The organism is Anaerorhabdus furcosa, assembly GCF_900167375.1.
Classification (GTDB): domain Bacteria; phylum Bacillota_I; class Bacilli_A; order Erysipelotrichales; family Erysipelotrichaceae; genus Anaerorhabdus; species Anaerorhabdus furcosa.
Genome location: NZ_FUWY01000007.1, coordinates 47,565 through 65,210, shown reverse-complemented (window position 1 = coordinate 65,210; position 17,646 = coordinate 47,565). Strand labels below are relative to the sequence as shown.

Annotated in this window: 20 protein-coding genes, 1 riboswitch and 1 other annotated feature; of the genes, 8 read left to right on the top strand and 12 right to left on the bottom strand. The window is 33.2% G+C overall.

Annotated elements, in window-relative coordinates:
- Window positions 1–9: 9 nt before the first annotated feature.
- From B5D14_RS10325 to B5D14_RS10315, 3 genes are all read right to left on the bottom strand, one after another.
- On the bottom strand, window positions 10–438 hold the full coding sequence (locus B5D14_RS10325; protein ID WP_245289560.1) for an HIT family protein: 429 nt from the start codon (window positions 436–438) through the stop codon (window positions 10–12).
- Window positions 439–500: 62 nt separating this feature from the next.
- Complete coding sequence (locus B5D14_RS10320; RefSeq protein ID WP_078712557.1) at window positions 501–1,775, bottom strand: glucose-6-phosphate isomerase; 1,275 nt, start codon at window positions 1,773–1,775, stop codon at window positions 501–503.
- Window positions 1,772–2,134 (bottom strand): CvfD/Ygs/GSP13 family RNA-binding post-transcriptional regulator, encoded by a 363-nt coding sequence (locus B5D14_RS10315; RefSeq protein WP_078712556.1) that lies wholly within the window; start codon window positions 2,132–2,134, stop codon window positions 1,772–1,774. Before B5D14_RS10315 ends, B5D14_RS10320 begins: the two co-directional genes overlap by 4 nt.
- Before the next feature lie 76 nt (window positions 2,135–2,210).
- Between B5D14_RS10315 and B5D14_RS10310 the strand changes: the two genes are divergently transcribed.
- From B5D14_RS10310 to B5D14_RS10300, 3 genes are all read left to right on the top strand, one after another.
- Window positions 2,211–2,687 (top strand): divergent PAP2 family protein, encoded by a 477-nt coding sequence (locus B5D14_RS10310; RefSeq protein WP_078712555.1) that lies wholly within the window; start codon window positions 2,211–2,213, stop codon window positions 2,685–2,687.
- On the top strand, window positions 2,684–2,923 hold the full coding sequence (locus B5D14_RS10305; RefSeq protein WP_078712554.1) for a NifU family protein: 240 nt from the start codon (window positions 2,684–2,686) through the stop codon (window positions 2,921–2,923). The genes B5D14_RS10310 and B5D14_RS10305 overlap by 4 nt, the downstream gene beginning before the upstream one ends.
- A gap of 147 nt (window positions 2,924–3,070) precedes the next feature.
- Complete coding sequence (locus B5D14_RS10300; RefSeq protein WP_078712553.1) at window positions 3,071–5,158, top strand: glutamine synthetase III family protein; 2,088 nt, start codon at window positions 3,071–3,073, stop codon at window positions 5,156–5,158.
- Window positions 5,159–5,185: 27 nt separating this feature from the next.
- On the opposite strand, the gene B5D14_RS10295 is transcribed toward B5D14_RS10300, so the two are convergent.
- Both B5D14_RS10295 and ybaK read right to left on the bottom strand, forming a co-directional pair.
- Window positions 5,186–6,331, bottom strand: coding sequence for an AI-2E family transporter (locus B5D14_RS10295; RefSeq protein WP_078712552.1), 1,146 nt, complete (start codon window positions 6,329–6,331; stop codon window positions 5,186–5,188).
- Between the two features lie 36 nt (window positions 6,332–6,367).
- A complete protein-coding gene (gene ybaK, locus B5D14_RS10290) occupies window positions 6,368–6,853 on the bottom strand; it encodes a Cys-tRNA(Pro) deacylase (protein ID WP_078712551.1) in 486 nt (161 codons plus the stop codon).
- 94 nt (window positions 6,854–6,947) lie between these two features.
- Window positions 6,948–7,035: riboswitch (SAM riboswitch) on the top strand.
- Between the two features lie 74 nt (window positions 7,036–7,109).
- Here ybaK and metK point away from each other — a divergent pair.
- Complete coding sequence (metK, locus tag B5D14_RS10285; protein ID WP_078712550.1) at window positions 7,110–8,195, top strand: methionine adenosyltransferase; 1,086 nt, start codon at window positions 7,110–7,112, stop codon at window positions 8,193–8,195.
- Window positions 8,196–8,231: 36 nt separating this feature from the next.
- Complete coding sequence (locus tag B5D14_RS10280; protein WP_078712549.1) at window positions 8,232–9,026, top strand: Cof-type HAD-IIB family hydrolase; 795 nt, start codon at window positions 8,232–8,234, stop codon at window positions 9,024–9,026.
- Window positions 9,027–9,038: 12 nt separating this feature from the next.
- Here the strand turns inward: B5D14_RS10280 and B5D14_RS10275 are convergent, their stop codons facing one another.
- A complete protein-coding gene (locus tag B5D14_RS10275) occupies window positions 9,039–9,524 on the bottom strand; it encodes a PTS sugar transporter subunit IIB (protein WP_078712548.1) in 486 nt (161 codons plus the stop codon).
- Window positions 9,525–9,598: 74 nt separating this feature from the next.
- Between B5D14_RS10275 and B5D14_RS10270 the strand changes: the two genes are divergently transcribed.
- Window positions 9,599–10,399 (top strand): endonuclease/exonuclease/phosphatase family protein, encoded by an 801-nt coding sequence (locus tag B5D14_RS10270; RefSeq protein WP_078712547.1) that lies wholly within the window; start codon window positions 9,599–9,601, stop codon window positions 10,397–10,399.
- Here the strand turns inward: B5D14_RS10270 and B5D14_RS10265 are convergent, their stop codons facing one another.
- Window positions 10,400–11,359, bottom strand: coding sequence for a DMT family transporter (locus B5D14_RS10265; protein WP_078712546.1), 960 nt, complete (start codon window positions 11,357–11,359; stop codon window positions 10,400–10,402).
- Window positions 11,360–11,466: 107 nt separating this feature from the next.
- Between B5D14_RS10265 and B5D14_RS10260 the strand changes: the two genes are divergently transcribed.
- The gene (locus tag B5D14_RS10260; protein WP_078712545.1) at window positions 11,467–12,141 is read left to right on the top strand and encodes a Crp/Fnr family transcriptional regulator; all 675 of its coding nucleotides are present in this window, start codon (window positions 11,467–11,469) and stop codon (window positions 12,139–12,141) included.
- 33 nt (window positions 12,142–12,174) lie between these two features.
- Here B5D14_RS10260 and B5D14_RS10255 read toward each other — a convergent pair whose 3' ends face one another.
- From B5D14_RS10255 to B5D14_RS10235, 5 genes are all read right to left on the bottom strand, one after another.
- The gene (locus B5D14_RS10255; RefSeq protein WP_078712544.1) at window positions 12,175–12,384 is read right to left on the bottom strand and encodes a DUF1653 domain-containing protein; all 210 of its coding nucleotides are present in this window, start codon (window positions 12,382–12,384) and stop codon (window positions 12,175–12,177) included.
- Window positions 12,377–15,094, bottom strand: coding sequence for an isoleucine--tRNA ligase (ileS, locus tag B5D14_RS10250; protein ID WP_078712543.1), 2,718 nt, complete (start codon window positions 15,092–15,094; stop codon window positions 12,377–12,379). The genes B5D14_RS10255 and ileS overlap by 8 nt, the downstream gene beginning before the upstream one ends.
- A 43-nt stretch (window positions 15,095–15,137) precedes the next feature.
- Window positions 15,138–15,341 (bottom strand) — a binding site (T-box leader).
- Complete coding sequence (locus tag B5D14_RS10245; protein WP_078712542.1) at window positions 15,332–15,811, bottom strand: DivIVA domain-containing protein; 480 nt, start codon at window positions 15,809–15,811, stop codon at window positions 15,332–15,334. Its footprint overlaps the feature before it by 10 nt.
- 12 nt (window positions 15,812–15,823) lie before the next feature.
- The gene (locus B5D14_RS10240; RefSeq protein WP_078712541.1) at window positions 15,824–16,579 is read right to left on the bottom strand and encodes a YlmH family RNA-binding protein; all 756 of its coding nucleotides are present in this window, start codon (window positions 16,577–16,579) and stop codon (window positions 15,824–15,826) included.
- Entirely contained in the window at window positions 16,569–16,976 is a 408-nt protein-coding gene (locus B5D14_RS10235) for a cell division protein SepF (protein ID WP_078712540.1), read from the bottom strand. Before B5D14_RS10235 ends, B5D14_RS10240 begins: the two co-directional genes overlap by 11 nt.
- 186 nt (window positions 16,977–17,162) lie before the next feature.
- Between B5D14_RS10235 and B5D14_RS10230 the strand changes: the two genes are divergently transcribed.
- A complete protein-coding gene (locus B5D14_RS10230; protein WP_078712539.1) occupies window positions 17,163–17,642 on the top strand; it encodes a GNAT family N-acetyltransferase in 480 nt (159 codons plus the stop codon).
- Window positions 17,643–17,646: the final 4 nt, after the last annotated feature.

The window sequence follows — 17,646 nt, the reverse complement described above, 5'->3', positions numbered from 1 at the left end:
AGAGGCATATTAGCCTCTTTTTGCTTGCAAACGATTTAACTCATTTCTTATTTTTATTTTATATTCTTCTAATTCACTTGTTGTTGTTTCATATCGTTGATTATACATCTCTTCTTTGGGAAGCCACCAAACAGGACCCTTTACTGGGGTATCCCCATTAAATCTAGGAAAATAGTGCCAATGTACATGCTCAATCCCATTACCCAATGATTCAATATTCATCTTATCTGGTTTAAATACATTCGAAACCGCTTCTTCAACTAGCACTACCTCCAGCATATGTTGGCAACGAAAATCATAGGGCAAATCATGAATTTCTTTGGCATGTTGTTTGCATAAAAACAAAGTATATCCTTTAAATCGTTGATGATCACCAATCACAACATAGCCTGTTTCAAGTTGGCAAACAAAGAAGGGATTACTCCCCTCTTGAATCATTTTAATTCTTTCGCACACACCACACATCGGTTTATTTTAAAAAGTTGTTGGAGAACCAACAACTAATCCTTTCCTAATAATCTAAACATGTTTTTCTTATATACTTCTACACCTGGTTGATTAAATGGATTAATATCCAATAAGTAACAAGTAATTGCACAAGCTCTAAAGAAGAAATAACACATGTAACCAAAAGTAAATTCCTTCATATCAGGTAATGTTAAAATTAAGTTAGGTACATTCCCTGTAATTTCATGAGCTTCAAGTGTTCCTTTACAAGCCATTTTATTTACCCAATCAAGGCTCTTATTTTCTAGATAATTCATGTTATCCATGTTGTCATCATCATGTGGAAATAATCCATCCATTGTTGGATGTTCAACTAATAATAACGTTTCAAACAATACTTTTTTACCCTCTTGGATAAATTGACCAAGTGAGTGTAAATCAGTTGAGAATGTTGCGCTACAAGGAAGTACACCCAAACCATCTTTTCCTTCTGATTCACCAAATAATTGTTTCCACCATTCCGCAACCATTGACATTTGAGGTTCATAAGTCACTAACATTTCTGCATCTTTACCTTGATTTTGTAAAATACGACGACATACTGCATATTGATAAGCAGCATTCGTTGTTAAGCTTGAATCTTTTAAATCTTCATATGCTTTTTGAGTTCCTTGCATTATACTATTGATATCTATTCCCATAATCGCAAGTGGTAATAATCCCACAGCAGTAATCACAGAATATCTTCCACCAATATCATCAGGAATTACAAATGTTTCATAACCTTCTTTTGTTGCAAGATCTTTTAATGTTCCCCTTGCTTTATCAGTAGTCGCAATAATACGTACTTTGCATTCTTCTTTTCCATACTTCTTCTCCATAATTTGCTTTAGCATTCTAAATGCCATCGCAGTTTCTGTTGTTGTCCCTGATTTAGAGATAACATTTAATACAACACTTTTATCCTTAATATAATCTTCAACTTGTTTAAAGTATGTACTAGAGAATGTATTCCCAATAAAAATAACTTCAGTTTTATTTTTTGGATACAACCCTTGAATCATTTCAATTGCAGCACGTGCTCCTAAATACGACCCACCAATCCCACAAACTAATAAAACTTCTGCTTTATCTTTTACATTTTCTGCGACTTTAAGAATTCTTTCAAATTCTTCTTTGTCATATTGGTAAGGCCATTCAACCCAACCTAAATAATCATTCCCTGCACCTGTTTTAGACATTAGTGCTTCATGACATTGGTTTACTTTATCTTGGTAACTTAAAATATCTTCTTTTAGAAATGCATGTGTACTATCGAATTGAATCATACTTTTTCCTCCTTGGCTTCTTCAATCCATTGATCCATCTTGTCTTGAATCGATTTAAACCCTAATCTCATTACTGGGACTGTTCCCATCTTTTGATGTTTACGTTCTTTTCTAAATCGATTTGGCTGTACTGCCTTAAGTGATAATCTGGCTTGACTAGTTTTTTCATCAAAATCAATTATCTTAAAGCGTACTGTATCATTGAGTGATACAAAGTTAGAAACATCTTTTACATAACCATCACTGATTTCAGAAATATGGACTAAACCCTTAGTATTTTCATCTATTGAAACGAATGCTCCATAGGCTTGAATACCGGTAATTTTACCCTCTACTATCTGTCCAATATGATATTGCATTTGATCACCCCTTAACCTTTTAATAGTATAACACAACAAACTTAAAGTATGCTATACTGTATAGCGAGGTGGAAGAATGATAAAAACACTCAGTAGCATGTACCCATTTTGGGCTTGCCTAATAGCTATAATTACTGCTCAACTCGTTAAACCCATCTTTGTTTATTTAAAAACAAAAGAGTGGTCATGGGATGAAATATTCGCTAGTGGTGGTTACCCTAGTTCACATACCGCAGGTGTTGCTGCGCTTAGTTTAGCTGTAGGTTTACAAGAACAATTTTCTAGCACTATTTTTGCTGTTTCACTTGCATTCGCACTCATCGTAACTTACGATGCCGCAAATGTGCGCTATTATGCTGGACGTAATATACAGATTACTCAACAACTAATTAGAGATATACAAGTCATAACAGAAATGAAATTAGAGGATCCAATTTATCTTACTAAAGTAAAAGAAGTTCTTGGTCATAAATGGATAGAAGTTATCGGTGGAATATTCCATGGGATTGTTGTAGCTGGTGTTATTTATTTCTTAGGAGTAAGTTTTATATGAAAGAAAAAATTATTGAAGTATTGGAGAAGATTCGCCCCTACATCCAACGCGATGGTGGAGATGTTGAATTTGTCTCAGTTGATGAACATGGAGTTGTTACTGTTCGGATGCTAGGTGCTTGTGCAGATTGTTTGTCACTTGACGCTACATTATCTGATGGCATTGAAGCAATCTTACTTGAAGAAGTTGAAGGTGTAACCGCAGTAAAACTTGAAGAATCTCAACATTTATTCTAAAAACTAGTAGAAAATACTAGTTTTTTTCATTTTCTTTAACATTTCATAAAAATATTTTGGAATTTCGTAATATTTTTTCACTTTTTTCTTCTTTTTATCGAATTTATATGGAATAATTGATTTATATTTTGAAAAAAGGAGTAAATTATGAAATTTGAGACAGTATTTGATGATTTTGGTTCATTGGTATTCAGCGAAAAGGTCATGAAGGAACGTTTACCTTATCCTGTTTATGAACAATGGAAACAAACAATGACGAAAGAAAATAGTCTTGATCGTAACACTGCTGATGCGATAGCTCATGCAATGAAGGGATGGGCTCTAGAAAATGGGGCAACTCATTTTACCCATTGGTTTCAACCCCTTACTGGCTCAACAGCTGAGAAACATGATTCATTTATTGAACCGGATGAAAATGGTGAACCTTTACTTCGTTTTTCTGGCAAATCATTAATTAAGGGTGAACCTGATGCTTCTAGTTTTCCAAGTGGTGGATTGCGTGCCACATTTGAAGCACGCGGTTATACTTACTGGGATTGTAGTTCACCTGCATTTATAAAAGATAACATTCTCTGCATACCCACAGTTTTTGTTTCCTACCATGGTGAATCACTTGATAAAAAAGCTCCTTTGCTTAAATCCATTGAAGCTATCGATACCGCAGCAACACGGATTGTCAACTTACTTGGTGAAAAAGATGTTAAACATGTAACCCCAGTTGTTGGCTTAGAACAAGAGTACTTTTTAATTGATATCGAATTGTATAAGAAAAGATTGGATTTGCGTTTTACAGGAAGAACACTATTTGGTTCTAATTCCGCTAAGACACAAGAATTAGATGATCATTATTTCGGCAGTATTCCAAGTCGTGTCTCTGACTTCATGAAAGAAGTAAATGTTGAGTTATGGAAACTGGGAATCTATGTTAAAGCTGAACACAATGAAGCTGCACCTGCACAATTCGAACTTGCACCTGTGTTTACAAATTGCAATGTCGCTGTTGATCAAAATTTACTTGTTATGGATATTTTGAATAAAACAGCACGTAAATATAATTTCGCCTGTCTTCTTCATGAAAAACCTTTTGCGGGTTTAAATGGTTCAGGTAAACACAACAACTGGTCACTTTGTACTGATAGCGGACAAAATTTATTTTCTCCAGGTGATAAACCCGCAGAGAATATTCGTTTCTTAGTCTTTATGTGTGCTTTCATAAAGGCTGTTGATGAATACCCTGAGCTATTAAGAATGGCTGCATCCAATGCTGGCAATGATCATCGTCTTGGTGCAAATGAAGCACCTCCTGCTATTATCTCCATCTACTTAGGAGAATACATTGAAGAATTATTAATGAATATCTCTTCAAACAATGTTAAAGCTAAACAAAAAGAAACAGATCTAAATCCAATTCTTGGATTATCTTATATTCCACGTGATAATACTGATCGCAATCGTACATCGCCGATGGCATTTACTGGGAATAAATTTGAATTTAGAATGCTAGGTTCATCCATTTCTGCATCAACTGTAAATATTGTCATGAATACGATGATGGCTAAAACCTTGGATGAGTTATCCGTGAAATTAGAAGGTATCAAATACATTCAAGATGTTCGTGACAAAAGTCTTGAGTTATGTAAGAAAATCATAATTGATCATTCACGTGTTATTTTCTCAGGTGATGGTTATTCCAATGAATGGGTAATGGAAGCAAAAAAACGTGGTCTTCCTAATATTGTTTCCTATATTGAATCCATCCCCTCATTAATTGAAGCAAAATCTATTCAGTTATTTACTGATTATAAAATTTATACAGAGAAAGAATTATTTGCACGTTACGAAATTCTAAATGAAGACTATAACAAAACTATTGAAGTAGAAGTTCGTACACTTCAACAAATTGTAAAACGTGAAATTCTTCCACTACTTACAAAAGAAATGAATGAACTAATACCACTTTTCACTTCTAACCATTGTCCTAAATACATTGTGTCTCGCTTTAATGAATTAGAAAGTATTATGAATGATCTAGAAGCAAAACAAGAAATGCTTCATGCTTCTTTCGATACAGTCTTATCTATCCAAGAAAGCCATGCGCAAGGAATTGAAAACTATTATAAAATAGCACCATTAATGAAAGATATCCGTAATTCAATTGATGCTTATGAAAAAATATCTTCGAAAGATATTTATAATTTGCCATTATATGGCGATTTATTGTTTGGTAATCGATAAAAAAACTTACCCTAGGGTAAGTTTTTATTATAACTTCTCTACTTCTAATTCTTTTTTCTTTAATCGGTTTTCTACAAACTCTTTAATCACAATATAAATTACCGAGAATAGAGGAACTCCTAAAAACATACCTACAACTCCGAAGAATCCACCACCGACAATAATTGAAAACATAATCCACAAACTAGGTAGTCCCAAACTATCACCTAAGATATAAGGGCCAAGAATATTTCCGTCGAATTGTTGAAGCGCTAAAATCCACAATGCAAACCAAACAGCACTAATTGGATTAGCCATTAACAGAATAAAGATACCTGGTATTGCACCAATGAATGGTCCAAATACTGGAATCATATTTGTTACTCCAACAATGAAACTAATTAATACTGCATACGGCATTTTAAAAATCAACATACCCACAAAACAAATAATCCCAATAATCACACTATCAATAAATTTCCCTACTACAAATGAGTTCAACATATGTGTAGTAAGACGTGATAGTTTGATTGTACGATTCGCAAAATTTAATGGGAATACTGCGAATAATAATTTTTTAAATTGCAATCCAAACCGTTCCTTTGATAATAAAATGTACACAGCAATAAATACACCTACAAAGAAATTTAAAATTCTAATCACAAACCCCCAAGAGTAATTTAAGATTTGAGGTAAGTATTGTTGCATTCCTTCTATTGTTACATTGACAATTTGCTCACCATAAGCAAACAAGTACTCTAGTATCTTTTCATAGAATGTTGAATTAATAGAAAGATTTGATATAAACTTTTGTGCTTCATCAATATATTGTCCCATTGCCCCTGATAACGTCATCACACTTACATAAAGTTGAGGAATTAATAACGCCAAGATTCCTCCAATTAATAAAATCAAGAACAAAACCGCACATACTACGCCGATTATCCGTTTCATTGAATCTTTTATTTTTGATTTTGTTAATAACTTTGATTCTACATAAACAACAATCGGTGTTAATAAGAAAGCGATTGCCATACCAAAGATAAATGGCATAGAAACATTAATAAATTTTCCTATCCATACCATTATTTCATTAAATCTAGATAACAAAAAACAAACAATAACAATAATAATTCCAGCAATTGTAAGAGCTTTTGTTAATTCAGTTGTTTCTTCTTTCAATCTATATTTCATTTTGTCTTAACCTCAATTCCTATTTTACCATTTTAATCATTCTTTCTCTACAACATCCCCAAAGTTTATTTGAATTACTTTTCCTAAGTCCATAACATTCATTTCAATCTGATATCCAATCTTTCCACCACTGAAATAAATTGTATCAAAGTCTTTCGCACTTTCATGAATTGTTGTTTTAAAATATTTCTTCATCCCTATGGGTGAACATCCACCATGAATATACCCTGTTAGAGGTAATAATTCTTTGGATTTTATCATCTCTATGTATTTCTCATCTACAATTTTTGCTGCTTTCTTTAAATCCAGTTCACAACTTGACGGAATAACAAAGACATAATGTTGATTTGATTTTCCAATCGTAACCAAAGTCTTAAAGACATGACTTGGATCTTGATGGAGTAAATTCGCAACTTCAACACCACTTAATGCTATATCATCTTGAAAAGTATGGATTTCATATTTCATTTTCGATTTATCCAAGATACGAATTGCATTTGTTTTCTCAATTCCCTTTGCCATACACTCACTTCTTTCTCTACTTATTATAAAACAAAATTGAGATAAACAAAGAACTTATTGACTTACAATCTACCTTATGGTTTAATAAATAAGTCATTTATCAAGAATGGTTTAGAGGGTTAGCTCGATGAGACCATACCAACCTGCACAAAGTAAGGTGGTAACGCTAACAACGATAAGGAAGAGAGAATCTTAAACTGCAATGCCTCTTTCTTAGGGGCATTTTTTATTTGGTAAAATTGACAAGGAGGAAAATATGAGAACAATATTTACAAGTGAATCAGTAACAAGTGGACATCCAGATAAAATCTGTGACTGGATTGCCGATCACATTTTAGATGAAGCATTACGCCAAGATCCAACAAGTAAGATGGCTGTCGAGGCAACGATCAAAGATGATTTTATTTTAGTTTATGGTGAAGCAAATACAAAAGCAGATATCCCTTATGCTAAGATTGCAAAAGATGTATTAAGAAAAATTGGATATGAAGAAGAATATGAAGTATTAGTCAAAGTAAATAAACAATCAATGGAGATTTCTAATGCAGTAGACAGCAATATTCTTAGTGCAGGAGACCAAGGTATTATGTTTGGATTTGCGTGCGATGAATCAAAAGGTTATATGCCAATTGCGATTGATACTGCACACATGCTTGCGAAAAGACTTGAAGAAGTTCGTCGCAATAACCCCCTACTAAAACCTGATGGGAAAACTCAAGTTAGCGTTGAATATGAAGATGATCAACCAATAAGAATTGATACCATCCTTGTATCAACACAACACTCAGCTGACATTTCACAAGAAGAATTGAAAAAACTAATTATTGAAGATGTCATTCAACCGATAGTTAATCCTAATTTGATTGATGATCAAACTAAGTTCCTTATTAATCCAAGTGGTTCTTTTGTATTAGGAGGAAGTTTTGGAGATAGTGGTACAACAGGAAGAAAAATTGTTGTCGATACTTATGGTGGAAGTGCTCCTATTGGAGGCGGTTGCTTCAGTTCAAAGGATCCTACAAAAGTAGATCGAAGTGCTGCTTATTATGCTCGCTATGTATGTAAGAATTTAGTAGCAAATGGATTTTGTAAGAAGTGTCAAATTGAACTAGCTTATGCAATTGGTTGTCCTGAACCTGTATCCATCAATATTGATGCATTCAACACAAGCAAACACACAAACGAAGAGCTTTTAGAAATCGTAAAACGTAATTTCAATTTCTCAGTTTCTAATATTATTCATGAACTAGATTTGCGTAAACCTATCTATACACAAACAACCAATTATGGTCATTTTGGTAAGCCTTATTTACCTTGGGAACAAATTATCACGATCAAGTAATTTATGCTATAATATTTTGTAAAGTGAGGTAACATAATGCGATTAATAGTAACAGATATGGATGGTAGTTTACTCAATAGTAAAAAAGAATTACCTCAAGATATTTTCCAAGTTATCGAAGAAATTCACGCTAAAGGATTGGAATTTGCTGTTGCAAGTGGTCGTTCATACGGTTGCCTTGCCCAAATGTTTGAACCTGTTAAAGATAAGATTAGTTTTATTTGTGATAATGGTGCTTATGTTATCTCAAAAGGAAAAGTTCTTTACTCTTCTAATATAAATCCTGATAAATATAAATTCTTTGTTCAAGAAGGAAGAAAATATCCAGGTATTTATATGACGGTTTGTGCACCAACAAGAGCTTTTGTAGAAAATGTAAATGAAATCCCTGAAAAAGCAATGGAAGAAATCAATCATTATTATTCTTATTTTGAAGAAGTAAGTGATTTATGTGCAGTAAACGAAGATGTGTTAAAAATATGCTACCTTGATTTAAGTGGTGCTGAAAATAATATTTATCCCGCGCTTCAACCCTTTAGTGACAACCCTCGTGTTGTCTTATCGGCTGATGTATGGGTTGATGTTGTCAACAAGGAAGTAAATAAAGGGCATGGATTAATCACAATTCAAAATGCATTGGATATTGCTCGCGATGAAACTGTTATCTTTGGGGATTATCTAAATGATTTAGAATTATTTGAACATGCTGATCATAGCTATGCACCAAGCAACGCCCATGACGATATTAAAAAAATTGCGAAAGAAGTTATTGGCCATCATGATGAGTGGTCAATCATCAACAAAATAAAAGAAATCATTCAAAAGGTCTAATTCATAAATGAACTAGACCTTTTCTTTTATTAAATCAATTAGATTTACTTTATCCTCGGACGGCACAAGTTGCGATACAAATTTAATACCCTTTTCATGTAGATCAAGAATTAGTGCAATTTGTTCATCACTTAAACGTACTGAACGTCGAATTTGTATGCCACCTTCTTTATCATTCAAATTACCAATATTAACTTCCGGGAAGATATACCCCATTTTAGTAATTTTATTTAACGTTTTAATTCCTTTCATAACAATGAAAATACGATCATCTGGATAAGCTGGTTCTTTCAGCTTTTCTACAGCTCGATCTGCAGCTAAAATAGTTAGCTTAACCGATTTAGGACAAGCCATCTTTAATGCTACTTGTTGAACTTCATCTTGAGCTGCACCATCATCAATGACAATGATCCTTGTTGCATTTAATGCTGATGCCCATACTGCAGCTACTTGTGCATGAACTAAACGTTCATCAATTCTTACATTTACTATTTCCATTCTTATCAACTCCTGTATAGTAATCATAGCCATTCAAAAGTCATGTGTCAATCATTGTTAGAAGGAGTATAATAATGTTGGTGATAAAAATGAGTACTTATCGAATTGCAACATTTAATCTTAAAAATGATATGCCCCTTACTCGTAAGTTCCTTCGTTGGCAAACACGGAAAGACGCGGTCATGGAGTGTATAAAGGAAATCGATGCTGATATTTTGGGTGTACAAGAATATACAATTGAAATGGCTAAATCCTTAGCACCATTAAAGAGTATCTATACAACTGTTGGCTCTCCAAGGAATAAGAAACCCAAAGAATCTAGCGAAAGAACTGATATTTTCTTTAAAAAAGATAAATTCAATTGTTTAGAATATCGAACCTTTTGGCTTTCTAATTCCCCAGATAAGAAAGGAAGTCGCCTGTTCTTTTCACCTTTCCCTAGGATTTGTACTATGGCTAAATTAGAAGACAAGAAAACAAAAGATGTATTGTGGATATTTAATACGCACCTTGATCATCTTTTGCCTTTTAATAGAAATAAAGAAACAAAGATATTAATTGAAAGTATTGCAAAAGATACGAATATTAAGAATATTGTTCTAATGGGTGATTTGAATACAAACATTGAATCCAATGCTGTAAAAGCCTTATTGAATAATCCAATTTATCCATTATTTAGTGTTTATAAAAATATAGATATATCCAATACGATGCATTATGGTAGTGGTCGATTAAAAGAAAGCAAGCTTCCAATTGATTATATTTTCGTAGGAAAAGAGTTTAGAGTATTATCCACACATATTATTAGAGATGAATTTGAAGGTTTATATCCATCTGATCATTATCCTGTTGTAACAGAAATTGAGTTTAAGTGATTACTTAAACTTTTTATATACCCTTTCAAAATGAATTTCTTCCAGTCTTTTTAATCTTACTTCGCTCTCTTCTTCTTTTCTTTCTCTTTCCTTCATAACTCTTTCAATGATTAGACCTATTACAATTCCTAATGCAACAACAATTCCTCCCTTAAAAGAAGCATTGTCTATGTTTAATCCAAATAATAAATCAACACAAATACCAGTAAACAGTTGTGAAACAAAGACGAGCACAGTAAGTTTAAATGCTGGTATTTTATATACTGTTATGTTTGATAATACAACCGTGATAACACCCAATGCTCCACCCAAGTAGATAAGTGGATTTAGACTCAGTGAATAATTAAGTGGTACCCATCTCATTTGATAAACAAAAACTAGAATAATGATTGTAATGGGTAATCCTACAAGATGATTTACCAATGAGCTAGGTAAATCACCAATGTGTTGAGCCAGTTGTGCATTAACAGTTCGATTCATAACAACTGACACACCTGCTGCAATGGACATGAATACTGCAACCTTACCCTGCCAAACTGAATTATCTAGCATCATTAAAATACCGAGTAATGCAAAAATTAAAATAACAAGATTCGATTTTTTAAAACTTCTTTTCTCCATTTTAAATAAACCGAAAGTGTCCACCACAACTGAAATCATCAACTGTCCAAATAATCCTAACGCAATAATACTGGTCATACTAATTTGTCCAAATGATACGTTATTTGCAATCGTAGTAAAAACACCAATTGCTCCCCCCAGATACAACCATCTTGGTTTAACATAAAATAAATCTAATTTGATTTTCTTTATTAGACATAGACAAAGTGCAAATAGCACCCCTACAACATGGATAATGACAATCGCAAGAAACATATTGTATGTTTGTGTTAATTGTCCGTTTAGTGTAATCATAATAGCCAAAATAAACCCTGTACATAACGCTAATAATGTAATCATATTTTCACCTCTATCTCATTGTAAGATAACTTTGAGGTCAGCTTATATGACATTTGTCCTATGACTTCTTATATTAGTTTGTTATGATAATTGCACGAGGAAAGCTTATGAGAAAGTCAAATCTATCCACAAGTCATGAAGACCTATTAAAAAAAATGGGAATTAATTCAAATGAATTGAGTTCTCTTTTCGTTCTAAATTATCTACCAGGTGAGACTATCTATCAGGAAGGATATCCCATTACTTGGTTGGGTATTGTACTGCGTGGTAAAGCAAAAGTATGTTGTTCATCACCCAATGGTAATCATTTAGTTCTATGTTATTTTGTTTCATCGGGAATCATTGGTGGTATAGAAATGATGTCCAACACACCCAATGCAACAGCTTCTCTTATTGCTCTTACTGAATTTGAATGCATTGCGATTCCATTTGATTCCAATATCCATGTACTAAAGCAAAGTTTAATATTTATCGAACAACTTTGTTCTCAACTCTCAGTTAATCTAGTAAGAAGTTCCAGTAACTTTGTATCATCCTCACTGTATACTGGAAAACAAAGACTTTGTTCCTATATCCTCGAATCATCCCATAAAGGAATCTTCAGTGATGTATTAACTGATGTCGCTTCTTCAATAGGATTGAGCTATCGCCATATGTTTAGAATACTCAGTGAATTATGCCATGAAAAAATCTTAATAAAAAAAGAAAATGGCTATCTTATCAACGATTTAAAACAACTTAAGCAAAACGCTATACACTCACCCAACACACAACACACATAAAAGATGAGGCTACTTATACTAGCCCCATCTTTTTCATTCTTCAATTTTTCTAAATCTTGGACCACAATATCCATCGCGATTCACTTCTTCATCCCACATAGAGACTGGTCTAACCCAGTATTCTTGTGCACCATACAGTTGTCGATAGACAACCATTTCTTCAAGCGTCTCAGAATGTTTTGCAATACCAATCACTTCATACTCTTTTCCTTTGAAGTGAACATATTTCCCAGGTTTAATCATTTAATACATGTTGGCAGCGTACACAAAGTCCATCTTCCTCGTGATCTTCTGTTATATTCCAACAACGAGGACATACTGTTCCTTTTGCAGGAGTTACAGTAATCTTTCTTTCTGCTTTATTTACAAATGTGACTTTGCTTACAATTAACCATTGTGCAACTTTACCATTCAATGTAGTTTCAAGTAAGTCTTGATCTTCTTTACTACATTCGATTGTTAATTCAGCTTCTAATGGTTTGCCAATTACTTTATCCGCACGTGCTAACTCTAATGCTTTCAGTGCTTCATCACGAATTTCATGCATTTTAGCAAATGTATCTTTTAATACCTCTGCATTATCAAAATGTTTAACTTCAGGGAAATGAGTGTAGTGAACAGAGTCTGCTTCATCATTGCTAAACATACTCCAAACCTCATCCATTGTATAGACAAGAGATGGTGCCCAACATTTGGCAAGTGTATCAATCGCATCCCAAATCACTGTTTGAACTTGTCTACGACGTAAGCTATCTTTCTTCTCGATATAAAGAATATCTTTTGTAAAGTCTAAATAGTAACTACTTAACTCATTTGTCATTAGGTTCATCAATGCCCCTGCTGCTGCAAGGAAATCAAACTTCATATAGTTATCTCTTACTGCTTTAAGAACATCATTCAATAAGACTTCAATGTATTGATCAACAGGTGTTAAATCTTCATAAGATACTCGATCTTTCTTTGGATCAAAATCTTCAGCATTCACATTTCCTAACATAAATTTAAACGTATTACGTACTTTACGATATTGTTCAGAAACTTGTTTCAAGTTTTCATCTCCAATACGCATATCTTGTTTAAAATCTACTGTAGTCGCCCATAAACGGAAAATATCAGCACCCAATTTATTAATTACATCCATTGGATTAACTACATTCCCAATCGATTTACTCATTTTTTCACCCTTTGAATCACATACATAACCATGAGATAGTACATTCTTATAAGGTGCTTGTCCATGAATTGCAGTACCGATGATTAATGAAGAGTTAAACCAGCCACGGTATTGATCTGATCCTTCAAAATATAAATCTGCTGGATATGGTAATCCTCTAGCTTCAAGTTCATTATGTGAACTTCCAGAGTCAAACCAAACATCCATGATATCTTTTTCTTTTCTAAAGTTACCATTTGGTGATTTAGGATTTGTATATCCTTCAGGTAATAAATCCTTTACATCACTTTCGAACCATACATTACTTCCCTTTTCATAGATGAGTTTTGAAATATGTTCAAATACTTCTTTCTCCATGATTGGTGAATCATCTTCATTGTAGATAATAGGAATTGGTAATCCCCATAAACGTTGACGAGAAATACACCAGTCACCACGATCTTTAATCATATTAAATAAACGAACTTCTCCCCATTCGTTTTCCCAACGAACTGATTTGATTTGTTCAAGTAGTTTTTCTCTGATTTTATCAATTGATGCAAACCATTGAACTGTTGCACGGAAAATAATTGGTCTTTTTAATCTTTCATCATGAGGATAACTATGAGTAACAAATTCAAGGTGAATTAAGTTTCCAAGTTCATCTAGTTTTTGCCCTACGACTTTATTTGCATCATCAACAAATAAACCTTCTAAGAAATCACCCGCTTCTTTCATCATGCAGCCTTTTTCATCTACTGGACAATATGCTTTTAACCCATATTTCATTCCAACATAGAAGTCATCTGCACCATGCCCTGGAGCTGTATGAACAGCACCTGTACCATCTTCATCAGTAACATGGTTACCCAAGATAATAAGTGAAGGTCTCTCTGGATAGAAAGGATGTTTAACTGTAATGTATTCTAACTCTTTACCTTTAAATGTTTTTAAAATGCCTTGATTGGTTAAACCAAATTTCGCTAATAGCTCATCTACTTTATTTTCTAAGAAAATAAGTTTTCCTTTTTCTGTTTGTACAACTGCATAATCAAATGCTTCATTTAAACAGATTGCTAAGTTTGCAGGAATTGTCCAAGGAGTCGTTGTCCAAATAACAAATCTTTCATCACCTTCAAGTACACCTTTACCATCCAATACATCAAAAGCTACATAAATTGTAGGATCCTTCTTATCGATATAAACAATTTCAGAATCAGCAATTGCAGTTTCAGCAGCTGGTGACCAATAAATTGGTTTAAGTCCTTGATAAATTAATCCATCAAGAGCCATCTTTGCAAATGCATCGATTTGTCTACTTTCAAATTCTTTCTTTAATGTGATATAAGGATGATCAAAATCAGCGATTGTTCCCAATCGTTTCATTGTTGATTTTTGAATTTCGATTTGCTCATATGCATATTCTTCACATTTCTTTCTGAAGTCTGCTACTGGCATTTCTTTTCTATTTACCCCTAGTTTTTGAATTGCATTTTCAATTGGTAACCCATGAGTATCCCATCCTGGAAAGAATGGAGTATAAAACCCATGCATTGCATGCGAACGATTAATAATATCCTTAATAACACGATTCATTCCAGTTCCTGCATGTAAGTTTCCATTTGCATATGGAGGACCATCATGAAGCACATACAATGGTTCACCCTCATGTGCTTTTAGAATTTGGTTGTAATGATCATCTTTTTCCCATCTCTCTAAAATTCCAGGTTCCTTTGTAGGTAAATTCCCTCTCATTTCAAAATCTGTTTTTGGCATTAATAGTGTGTCTTTGTAATCCATATTTACTTCCTCCTTTAATTAAATAAAAAAAACGTCCCTATCATCTAAGGACGTGTTGTACGCGGTACCACCTTAGTTCATAGATTTCTCTATGCCCTCAATTCCTTAACGCGGAATACGAATTTCTCTACTTGTTTCAAGAAATCAGTTCATAAGTGATATCTATCTTATACTCTCTATCTATTTCCACCAACCATAGACTCTCTATCATCAACTATAAGTAGCATGTCTTAATCTTTACTTTTTAAATTCAAAATCTTTTATCCATTCAACTTCTGGTAACTTTGGAATTTCAAAGTCATCAATCGCTTGAATAAGTTGTGTTAGTTGCTCATGCATTTCATCTTTCATTACACTTGCATCAATAGAGATACGTGATAAATCAGATAAGATGATGCGAGCAGTTGAAAGTGCTTCTCTTACAATTGAATCCGCATTGGATTGCGCTGAATCAATAATAATATTAGCTTCCTTTAATGCAAGTCTAGCAATATCATCAGCAGCCTTCTCTTTTATTGATAACTCACTGACAATGACTTGATATCGATTTCGTACTGAATTCAACTGTTCAGATAAATCTTGAATCTCTTTTTCGTATAGCGCAAGCTTACTTTCTAAAGTTTCAATTTCTGTAGCATATTCTTCAATAGCATCATCTACTGCAAATCGATCATAACCATTTTTCATCATGCGAAATTCCGGTTTAATCTTCGCCACAAAAATCACTCCTTAACTATACTTTTCAAATTCAATTAAAATACGGTCTTTTCGAGTTGTTTTAAGTTTACCCAAATAGATAAATTTCCCCACTCCTCGTATCGAAATCGTATCACCATTATTACACAATTTACTTGTTTCCTCAAGTACTTCATGGTTTACCCTAACTTTTTGACTTAGGATATATTCTTGTGCTATTTTACGTGATTTTTGGATCATTGCACCAACTACGTTATCCAATCGCTCACTACTAATGGTAGTTGTAAACTTCTCTTTCTTAATAATTTGTTCATAATGTTTTGGTGAAATCCTAAATTGTATTGTTGAACGCTTAATTTTAGTACAATTTTGAATAATATATTCTGCTTGTTTTTCAGTTGTATAACAAACAATTAAATCATCATTTACCCATAAATCACCTAATTGGTTACGTTCTATTCCAATGTTCATTAAAGCACCCAAAACATCACGATGTCCTATGGATTCAAACTTTGTATTAAATGATGCAGATAAACAAACCACAAGAGAAAAGTCATCTTCATCAAAGAAGACGACTCTTTTTAAAGTTGCATCTAAATAACCACCATCCATGCGATAAGGAATTTTCTTACCACATATTTTTTCTACTAAAGCACATTCTGCTTCATTTAGAAAGGGTGTCATGACTGGTTTATGATATCTTTGCGATTGTTCAATCCAATCATTCACTCGCGCAACAAATGATTCATTTCCTCTATAATGTTCTAACAAAGAATTGTTAGTTTTCATCTTGGTCTAAACTAATTTCACCATGAACACCAATTGTACGAGGTGTACATAAAATTACATTATGACCAATTTTTTGAATAGTTCCATCAAGTGCAAATACAACACCTGTTAAGAAATCAATTGTTCTTTGAGCATATTCTCTTTGAAGACGGTGTAGATTAACTACTGCAGCGCGTCTTTCTTTTAAATGACGTCCTACTTCTTCTGCTTCTTCAAAACTTCTTGGTTCAAATAAAACCATTTTTGTATCACTGCTTACTTTAGTAACCCCTTTTGATTTAGGTTGTTCATATTGGCTAATTGTTCTAGCCTCTTCTTCAGTGAATTCTAATTCTTCTTCCATATCTTCATCATCAACTGGTGCGATGAAGCCCATTAATTTATCTTTTAATCCCATTGTTTGACCTCCAAATTTACATAATCATTATATCACACTTGCTTTTGTTTCAAAGTTTTTTTTCATTCTAGCCCTTATTTATAGCCATTTTAACTGATTTTATGTAAATTACTTCTACTTCTTTGAAAAAACTAGATATTCTTTTCAACTTTTTGTATACTAACATCAATGAACGGAGGGAAATATATGTCATTTAATATTCGTATTGCAAAAGAAGAAGAGTGTTCAATTATTGGACAATATATCCGTAATATCGCTGCTTATGAAAAAATGAGCGATCAAGTTATATGGACTGATGAGCAATTATACAATGAGCTATTTGTAGAAAAAAATGCTTATGTAGTATTCGGAGAAGAAGATGGAAACATCGTTGGCTTTGCCTTGTATTTCTTTAACTACTCAACCTTTGTAGGTAAAAAAGGATTATATGTTGAAGATGTATTTGTATTAGAAGAATATCGTAAAAAAGGATATGGTAAGCAATTCTTCAAGTATTTAGCCCAAGTAGCTGTAGATAAAAACTGTGGGCGCATGGAATGGATATGCTTAGATTGGAATCAACCATCAATTGATTTCTACACAAAACGATTAGGTGCTACTCCAATGGATGAGTGGACTGTCTATCGTTTAACAGAAGATAAAATCAAAGAAGTTGCAGCGATGTAAAAAG

What these genes read in the sequence shown, in the direction of transcription:
- metK (WP_078712550.1), top strand. Translation starts at nt 7,110, where the DNA reads ATGAGAACAATATTTACAAGTGAATCAGTAACAAGTGGACATCCAGAT.
- B5D14_RS10305 (WP_078712554.1), top strand. Translation starts at nt 2,684, where the DNA reads ATGAAAGAAAAAATTATTGAAGTATTGGAGAAGATTCGCCCCTACATC.
- B5D14_RS10295 (WP_078712552.1), bottom strand. Translation starts at nt 6,331, where the DNA reads ATGAAATATAGATTGAAAGAAGAAACAACTGAATTAACAAAAGCTCTT.
- B5D14_RS10280 (WP_078712549.1), top strand. Translation starts at nt 8,232, where the DNA reads ATGCGATTAATAGTAACAGATATGGATGGTAGTTTACTCAATAGTAAA.
- B5D14_RS10260 (WP_078712545.1), top strand. Translation starts at nt 11,467, where the DNA reads ATGAGAAAGTCAAATCTATCCACAAGTCATGAAGACCTATTAAAAAAA.
- ileS (WP_078712543.1), bottom strand. Translation starts at nt 15,094, where the DNA reads ATGGATTACAAAGACACACTATTAATGCCAAAAACAGATTTTGAAATG.
- B5D14_RS10235 (WP_078712540.1), bottom strand. Translation starts at nt 16,976, where the DNA reads ATGGGATTAAAAGATAAATTAATGGGCTTCATCGCACCAGTTGATGAT.
- B5D14_RS10255 (WP_078712544.1), bottom strand. Translation starts at nt 12,384, where the DNA reads ATGATTAAACCTGGGAAATATGTTCACTTCAAAGGAAAAGAGTATGAA.
- B5D14_RS10320 (WP_078712557.1), bottom strand. Translation starts at nt 1,775, where the DNA reads ATGATTCAATTCGATAGTACACATGCATTTCTAAAAGAAGATATTTTA.
- B5D14_RS10230 (WP_078712539.1), top strand. Translation starts at nt 17,163, where the DNA reads ATGTCATTTAATATTCGTATTGCAAAAGAAGAAGAGTGTTCAATTATT.
- B5D14_RS10300 (WP_078712553.1), top strand. Translation starts at nt 3,071, where the DNA reads ATGAAATTTGAGACAGTATTTGATGATTTTGGTTCATTGGTATTCAGC.
- B5D14_RS10240 (WP_078712541.1), bottom strand. Translation starts at nt 16,579, where the DNA reads ATGAAAACTAACAATTCTTTGTTAGAACATTATAGAGGAAATGAATCA.
- B5D14_RS10270 (WP_078712547.1), top strand. Translation starts at nt 9,599, where the DNA reads ATGTTGGTGATAAAAATGAGTACTTATCGAATTGCAACATTTAATCTT.
- B5D14_RS10325 (WP_245289560.1), bottom strand. Translation starts at nt 438, where the DNA reads ATGATTCAAGAGGGGAGTAATCCCTTCTTTGTTTGCCAACTTGAAACA.
- ybaK (WP_078712551.1), bottom strand. Translation starts at nt 6,853, where the DNA reads ATGGCAAAGGGAATTGAGAAAACAAATGCAATTCGTATCTTGGATAAA.
- B5D14_RS10310 (WP_078712555.1), top strand. Translation starts at nt 2,211, where the DNA reads ATGATAAAAACACTCAGTAGCATGTACCCATTTTGGGCTTGCCTAATA.
- B5D14_RS10315 (WP_078712556.1), bottom strand. Translation starts at nt 2,134, where the DNA reads ATGCAATATCATATTGGACAGATAGTAGAGGGTAAAATTACCGGTATT.
- B5D14_RS10275 (WP_078712548.1), bottom strand. Translation starts at nt 9,524, where the DNA reads ATGGAAATAGTAAATGTAAGAATTGATGAACGTTTAGTTCATGCACAA.
- B5D14_RS10265 (WP_078712546.1), bottom strand. Translation starts at nt 11,359, where the DNA reads ATGATTACATTATTAGCGTTATGTACAGGGTTTATTTTGGCTATTATG.